This is a genomic window from Helicobacter bilis (assembly GCF_900198365.1).
In the GTDB taxonomy this organism is placed as follows: Bacteria; Campylobacterota; Campylobacteria; order Campylobacterales; family Helicobacteraceae; genus Helicobacter_A; species Helicobacter_A bilis_B.
Genome location: NZ_FZMS01000069.1, coordinates 1 through 6836, shown reverse-complemented (window position 1 = coordinate 6836; position 6836 = coordinate 1). Strand labels below are relative to the sequence as shown.

The following is a 6836-nucleotide window of genomic DNA, read 5'->3' as shown; positions in this document are numbered from 1 at the left end:
TCTACTTGCAAGTTTTTTGAGACTTGCTTTTGTAGATTCCCTAACTTAATCATAGCATAATATCTCCGGCATACTTTTTAATTTCAAAATATAAAATGTACCGCTTTGTATGCGAGTAAATCAGAAACTTTATATATTTTTCGTCCATTGTTTTGTTTTAACATAACATGCATAATATATCTATACTTCATTTTTTTTGAAAAGTACAATAATCGGCAATCTCTATGTTTTACATATATGATGAGTGAGATTGAACGATTATGATGATTGTGATTTTAAGATTTGAGTTTGGGTGTTCATATATGACAACAAGATGGTTTATAAATAAACAAAGTGTATATAATAGGGGCTGTAAAGTCACGCAAACCAAGCTAAAATAAACTAAAAATACTAAACTGATTTACAAATATCCATATATATAAGGTTTATTAATAAACTCTACCCCATTTTCATTTTAAAATAAGGCTCTCTTAAAAAGGTAAATTATGCATATCAATTCTACATCTCACTCGGAATGATTTGCAATAAGCTAATCTCTCTTCTCTCAAATAATCGCATAGGCATACCCCACCAGCCCACACCATTGCTAACATAGATTTGTGTATTTTTACCTTTATGCTCCCATGAATGTAATCCCGATAAAAATGGCTGATCTAGCAATACAAATAAATGAAATGGGAATATTTGCCCACCATGTGTATGTCCGCTTACTACAAGTCCTATGTCTTCACCTTGCAATAATTTCAAAACCTTTGGCTGATGTGCGAGTAGTATCGTTGGGTATTGCTTATCTGTATAGGCTAGTGTCTTTTCTAAATCTGGGACTAGCACACTATCTTTAAACTTCTCTCTACTTCCCATTAAGTCCGCAATTCCTGCGATATTTAAGCCAAGATTCCGCAAGACCATAGCTTGATTTGTAAGCGTTGTGATACCCAAATCATTTAAGGCTTTTATAATCGTATAGGTATCATAGTAATATTCATGGTTGCCTAGCACATAATAGATTCCATACTTTGCCTTGAGATTTGCTAACTCTTTTACAGAATCTTCTACGATATGATAGTAATTATCCACAATATCGCCGCCAAGCAGGATAATATCTGGCATGGTGCTATTAGTCTGCTCTACAATCTTTACGACTGCCTTTTTATCCATTAAGACATCGATGTGCATATCAGTCAAAACGGCAATATTTAGTGGCTTTGTGATACCTTGCAGTGAGACTTGCGTGGTGGTTATCTTTGGCTCTTTGGCATTCAAATAAAAGCTTAAAAGCGTTAAAGCAATGATGGCACACCAAGCTATTAAAATGATTGGAATCTGCACCCTTTCAAGCACAAATGCACCAAAAGAAAATCGTATAAACAAAGTCGCAATAAACACAAGCAAAGCGATATTGCAACTTATCCAAAACACCCCAAGTGTGCTTGATAAAATCGTATAAAGCATGGAATCAATATGTGTGTGATATAGCTTTAAGAATACAACAATACAAAGGAAATTACAAATTACAATGAGTTTGCCGACATGCCTTATAGCAGGACTTGTAGAAATATTTTTAAACAGCATATAATAAATAAAGATGTGCAGCAGCACAAGTGCAATAAAGAATAAAATGCGGATACTAATCGCCACGAATAACCCTTAATGAAAGAAAAATTTTTGCTATAATTCTAGCATTTTTTTGCAAGGAAAACGCATGAAATTACAAAGTGTTTTATTTGTATGCTTAGGAAATATATGCAGATCGCCTTTAGCAGAAGGCATAGCAAGAAGCATGAATGATAGATTTGAATGGAATCTAAAAATAGATTCTTGTGGGACGAGTGCCTTTCATCGCGGAGAGCCACCACACAGGCAATCTATACGCATAGCAAAGGAAAATGGCATTGATATATCTATGCAGAAATCCCGCCCTATTCGCGTTTATGGTGATATGGAGTTTGACCTTATTGTAGCAATGGATTCTAATAATAAAAGGGATATTTTAGCACTAGGCTTCCCAAAGGAAAAAGTGGTAAAATTAGGCGATTTTGATAATGGAGTTGATGTGCCAGATCCATATTATTGTAATAGTGATGATGGTTTTAGAGAAGTTTATAACTTAATAGAATCTTTACTAGAAAAAATGTTTAGCCATTATGGGTTTTGTGGGAAGTAGATTCTAGTGTAATCATCCCACAAAAACACAAAAAAATATTATAATTTTGCTTTTTGTTATAGACTTAGAAAGCTATCAAGTTTCAAATAAATTTAAGGTTTGCTATGGATTTTTATCAACTCAAAGTGCATTTTATTGGTATTGGCGGGATTGGTGTGAGTGGATTGGCTAGATTTTTAAAGGCGCAAGGGGCTATTGTAAGTGGCTCAGATATTAAAGACACTTCAATCACACAGACGCTAAGAGATGAGGGTATAGCCATCAACATACCGCATAATAAGGAAGTGATAGCCAATAAAGATTTGATTATCCATTCAGCAATTATAAAAGATTCTAATATTGAGATTATAGAATCTAAAAGGCTAAATAAAGAGATTCTATCTCGCAAGGAAGCCTTAAAGATTCTATTAAGCAAAAAGAGAGTATTAAGCATTTGTGCGGCTCATGGCAAGTCTAGCACGAGTGCAATATTAGCTGCTATCTTGCCACATAGTGGGGCGATTATTGGGGCGATTAGCAAAGAGTTTAACTCAAATGTGAGAGTGTCTAAAGATGATTTATTGGTCTTTGAAGCAGATGAGAGTGATAAAAGCTTTCTTAACTCAAATCCATATAAAAGCATAGTGATTAACGCAGAAGCCGAACACCTAGAAAGCTATGATAATGACTTTAAAAAACTACAAGATGCCTATCTCTCTTTTATGCAGCAAGGAAAACATGTCGTGCTAAATATGCAATGTGAAGTTTTACGGAATCTTTATGTAAGACTAAAGGATTCTAACTTTGAATCTAGTGCAATTACCTGTCTTTATCCAGATGATGATATAAAAAATATCACTTATGAGTTGAAAGGTTTATTGCCTTATACTACTTTTATGCTAAAAGATTTGGGGCAGTTTAGCATTTATGGGATTGGCTATCATAATGCGTTGAATGCGAGTATAGCGGTTTTAAGTGCAATGGATTTATTACCGCTAGAAGAGATTAAAAACAATCTTTTAGCATTTAAGGGGATTAAAAAACGCTTTGATATATTACGGAATCTAAGCGACAATACCCCTTGCATTATCGATGACTACGCACATCACCCAACAGAGATTGTCGCAACACTTGAAGCCACGAAAAAATACGCAAAACTTTTAGAAGCACAAAAAGTATTACAACAAGATTCTAAAAATAGCTACAAAATCACAGCGATTTTTCAACCGCATAAATACTCGCGTCTGCGTGATAATTTAGAAGCCTTTTGTAAATGCTTTAAGGATTGTGATAGATTAGTCATACTGCCTGTTTGGGCGGCTGGAGAAGAGCCTATTAACTTTGATTTTGCCACACTTTTTGGTGAATATAAGCCCATTTTTGCAAGTAAGATAAAGCGAGATAAAGAGAAAATCTTGCTTTTAGATTCTAAAAATTGCGTCATAGAGACATTGAGTGAGGGTATAATCATTGGGCTTGGAGCGGGGGATATTACCTATCAGTTACGCGGAGAGCAGTAGTGTATAAGCAAAAAAGCACAAGATACAATATGGAAAAAGAAACACATGCAAAAGAGAGTTTAGCTAAACATGATTTAGCAGATTGTATCGGCACTATGCAAACACTCTGCGTTGTAAAAAAAAACTCAACATGGAATCTATTTGGCAAAACCATGCAGAAAAGATAGTCTAGATTCTATGCCACTTAGGCAGACCGCGAAGATTAAAGCACAAAACAACAAGAGATTAGATTCTATAACAAATTGTCATGTTGAGCGAAGCGAAACATCTAACATAGAATCTAGAAAAGATTTTTTGCTTGACACTCAAAATGACAAGAATATAGATTCTAGTAAAATTGTATTACTACCCAACGCCTACATAACTGGCGATGAAGAAATTGGCGACTATATAGAAGTTTTTATCCACACAGATTCTAGCGATAGGATTTTAGCTACAACCAAAAAGCCCCTAGCCATGCTAAATGAGATTGCAAGGCTTGAGATTAGAGATAGTAATAAAGATGGACTTTTTCTTGATATTGGGCTTGCAAAAGATATCTTTATGCCGACAAAATCCCCTCATCAATACGCAAATCATACGCATATAGTCGTGCGTATCACGCAAGATAAAATGAAAAGACTAATCGCAAAAAAAGGATATAAATCCCCTGCTTAAACCCTGCAAAACACAGAATCTTCTACATAAAAATGTGAAAATATGGACTATTTCTAGCTCACCTATTGGAATCTTATGCGTAGTTTTACCGCATTATTATCATGGCATGATTTATAGCAATACACTTAGCTATCCACTAAATCTTTATGAAGAATATGAAGCAAAAGTAGTAAAAGTGCGAAATGATGGCAAACTAGATTTAATTATAGCACGAGATATAAATGCAGTATATAATCTCATCGCAAAGCTAAATAGCAAGAATGAATATTTCATAGTTAATGATATGTCTGCAAAAATGCTATCTATGAGTAAGAAAGGCGTAAAAAAAAGAACTTACTACACTTCTAAAACAAAAGCAAATTGTATTCATACAGCATAAAGGCTATTGTGTTATAGAATCGCATTTAGCTAAAGAGTTTTTAGACGGTAAAAATTCAAAAAAGCTAGATTCTATAATCTCAAGCATTAATGTAAGGGGACGAAATGAAAGATAATGAGAGATTAGAATCTGTGCTTACCGAGAAAGTTGCAAAACCTATGGCACAAGATACACTAGATTCTAAACAGATGTCAGAAGATAGGGGTTGTTATATTGAGAAACATAACAACTTCAGATAGTTTATTCTTTGTCCTTATATATGGATGCAAGGTTTGGGGATGCAAAAATTTATAGCCTCCAGATTCTGTATTGGACCGTTGCATAAGTAAATCATATTTTTCAAAAAGTTTTGCGCTTGGAGTGGGGCAAAATCGCCTTTAAGTTTATTTATTTTATAAAGATCATTTGTCTCTAGTTCATACAACATACTGAAATGCGATATTCATAATATCAACGAGAGTAATTTGTTTTGTAACAAAGTTTTCACTAGAATCTGTCTTATTTTTGCCATATTCATCTTTCAATATGATGAATAATTGATTATCGTCTGTTGTCATTAAATCATAATATCCATAAGCTGCTTGAGCTAATTCTGCATTATCTTTGAGCTTGTTTATTAATATCTTACTTTGCAATGTTTAAATCCTTATTTTTCATTGATTTTTCAAGTTTGCACACTTTTCGTTTTATTTTATTGATATTGTTAAGTTCTATACTTACCCCTTTTATTAAACCTGCTGCTGCCATTGTCCCTGCTGCATTACCTATTGCATTACCTGTTGCATAATTTAGCATTTGTGCTGGGTCTATATCCATTTCTATATAATTTCTTTGTGCTGCATAATCTAGCGGGCTTGCTGCAAAGCTTATCGCCCCTACTTTTGCAGCTTCTTTACTTGCTGTTTTTAGCCACCCTGCTTTACTCATAGCTTTTTGTGCGCCTTTTGCTCCCCATCCAGCTACGGGGATAGAAGTCATTACAATATCGTTATAGTTATTCACTACAAACTTGTCAAAGTTTTTTATTATGCTTTTAGAGTCTATATGTAATAATTGATTTTTATCATCAATAAATGCATAATCCCCTGTTTCTTTTACATATACAAATGCTTTATAACCATGTCTTTTTTGCTAATTCCTACCCCTCATTTAAGATTGTTTGTCTTTGCTCTTTGCTGTGTTCTTTCCCCCTAAATATATCTGTAAGACTTGTATTTGATGATACCATAGCTAAGGCTTGGTTTAGTGCTTGTGATTTAACCTCTTTTCTTGTTTCATTTCTTAATAATTCTTCATGATGTTTGCTTTCTTTTGTAAATACTTTATCATAGCCCCAGTCTATAAAGCCTTGATTTCTTTCTAGATACTCTTTTTGTTCTTTATTTAATTCTTTTGGGTCTGTTATACCTTTTAGCGATTGTCTTATTCTTGCATGTTCTAGCTTTTCTTTATCAAAGCTTGTTAATCCTAGTGTCTCTGCTTTTGCATTATATTTTACTGCATAGTCATATAGTTTTCTCCCCTCTGCTTCTAATTGGTCTTTTAGCATAGAGTGTCCCCGTAACATGTATTTAGGGGCGGTTAATATAGCTAGCGGGGTTGTTTTTTACAATATGCATGCCTTTTGCTATGCTTTTATCTATTTCATCTTCTATTTTGCTTGAGTCTTTTAGATTCTGTGCTGCTTTTTTGCTTCTAGTTGTTGTTTTGTGAATTCTATATACTCTGGGTCGTTTGCATATGCAAAATCTTGTGTTTGCTGTGCTTGTGTTAGCTCTTGTGTGTTTATTCTAGATTCTGTATTGTTTTCTTGTGTGTTTAAAACTGCTGTGTTTGGTGCTTCTTGTTGTGGCATTGGTTTATGTTGTGTAACTAAATCTATATTATTTACTTGTATTTCTGTGTTTTTTTCTTTGTCTTGGATTACTGATGGGTTTAGAGAGAGTGTCATTTTGTTAATATCCTTTTTTAGTAAAAGTTTTCATCTTGTGGTAACATTGTAATGATTTACCCTTTTTTATGGTAGGAATTACCTATATGCGTGAATTCCTGCTATAAAAAAGGGTAAATCATTACAATGTTACCACAAGATGAAAGCCTTAAAAAAATAAAAATAACCCCCTTTATTTTATTTACT

The 6836-nt window shown here is 33.8% G+C and carries 11 protein-coding genes; 6 read left to right on the top strand and 5 right to left on the bottom strand.

Features of this window, described 5'->3' with window-relative positions; all coding sequences use genetic code 11:
- Positions 1–498: 498 nt before the first annotated feature.
- Positions 499–1638: a metallophosphoesterase gene (locus C6H08_RS08850; protein ID WP_034562208.1), complete on the bottom strand. Its 1140-nt coding sequence runs from the start codon at positions 1636–1638 to the stop codon at positions 499–501.
- A 64-nt stretch (positions 1639–1702) separates the two neighbouring features.
- Between C6H08_RS08850 and C6H08_RS08845 the strand changes: the two genes are divergently transcribed.
- From C6H08_RS08845 to C6H08_RS12360, 6 genes are all read left to right on the top strand, one after another.
- A complete protein-coding gene (locus C6H08_RS08845; protein WP_034578930.1) occupies positions 1703–2164 on the top strand; it encodes a low molecular weight protein-tyrosine-phosphatase in 462 nt (153 codons plus the stop codon).
- A 104-nt stretch (positions 2165–2268) separates the two neighbouring features.
- Entirely contained in the window at positions 2269–3663 is a 1395-nt protein-coding gene (gene murC, locus C6H08_RS08840) for a UDP-N-acetylmuramate--L-alanine ligase (protein ID WP_034578929.1), read from the top strand.
- A gap of 29 nt (positions 3664–3692) precedes the next feature.
- Positions 3693–3830, top strand: a complete 138-nt coding sequence (locus tag C6H08_RS11345; protein WP_158656851.1) for a hypothetical protein — start codon at positions 3693–3695, stop codon at positions 3828–3830.
- The gene (locus C6H08_RS08835; protein ID WP_052099940.1) at positions 3805–4320 is read left to right on the top strand and encodes a S1-like domain-containing RNA-binding protein; all 516 of its coding nucleotides are present in this window, start codon (positions 3805–3807) and stop codon (positions 4318–4320) included. The genes C6H08_RS11345 and C6H08_RS08835 overlap by 26 nt, the downstream gene beginning before the upstream one ends.
- A 34-nt stretch (positions 4321–4354) precedes the next feature.
- Entirely contained in the window at positions 4355–4699 is a 345-nt protein-coding gene (locus C6H08_RS08830; RefSeq protein WP_138196292.1) for a hypothetical protein, read from the top strand.
- Between the two features lie 104 nt (positions 4700–4803).
- The gene (locus C6H08_RS12360; protein ID WP_267892897.1) at positions 4804–4938 is read left to right on the top strand and encodes a hypothetical protein; all 135 of its coding nucleotides are present in this window, start codon (positions 4804–4806) and stop codon (positions 4936–4938) included.
- A 177-nt stretch (positions 4939–5115) separates the two neighbouring features.
- On the opposite strand, the gene C6H08_RS08825 is transcribed toward C6H08_RS12360, so the two are convergent.
- The 4 genes from C6H08_RS08825 to C6H08_RS08810 all read right to left on the bottom strand — a co-directional run bounded on the left by C6H08_RS08825 (position 5116) and on the right by C6H08_RS08810 (position 6650).
- Complete coding sequence (locus tag C6H08_RS08825; protein ID WP_034562216.1) at positions 5116–5334, bottom strand: hypothetical protein; 219 nt, start codon at positions 5332–5334, stop codon at positions 5116–5118.
- Positions 5324–5701 (bottom strand): hypothetical protein, encoded by a 378-nt coding sequence (locus tag C6H08_RS08820; protein WP_138196290.1) that lies wholly within the window; start codon positions 5699–5701, stop codon positions 5324–5326. The genes C6H08_RS08825 and C6H08_RS08820 overlap by 11 nt, the downstream gene beginning before the upstream one ends.
- A 136-nt stretch (positions 5702–5837) precedes the next feature.
- A complete protein-coding gene (locus C6H08_RS08815) occupies positions 5838–6248 on the bottom strand; it encodes a hypothetical protein (RefSeq protein WP_034562221.1) in 411 nt (136 codons plus the stop codon).
- A 120-nt stretch (positions 6249–6368) separates the two neighbouring features.
- A complete protein-coding gene (locus tag C6H08_RS08810) occupies positions 6369–6650 on the bottom strand; it encodes a hypothetical protein (RefSeq protein WP_034562223.1) in 282 nt (93 codons plus the stop codon).
- Positions 6651–6836 lie beyond the last annotated feature (186 nt).

Coding starts and splice junctions, on each gene's coding strand:
- murC (WP_034578929.1), top strand. CDS start 2,269: ATGGATTTTTATCAACTCAAAGTGCATTTTATTGGTATTGGCGGGATT.
- C6H08_RS08845 (WP_034578930.1), top strand. CDS start 1,703: ATGAAATTACAAAGTGTTTTATTTGTATGCTTAGGAAATATATGCAGA.
- C6H08_RS08810 (WP_034562223.1), bottom strand. CDS start 6,650: ATGACACTCTCTCTAAACCCATCAGTAATCCAAGACAAAGAAAAAAAC.
- C6H08_RS12360 (WP_267892897.1), top strand. CDS start 4,804: ATGAAAGATAATGAGAGATTAGAATCTGTGCTTACCGAGAAAGTTGCA.
- C6H08_RS11345 (WP_158656851.1), top strand. CDS start 3,693: ATGGAAAAAGAAACACATGCAAAAGAGAGTTTAGCTAAACATGATTTA.
- C6H08_RS08815 (WP_034562221.1), bottom strand. CDS start 6,248: ATGCTAAAAGACCAATTAGAAGCAGAGGGGAGAAAACTATATGACTAT.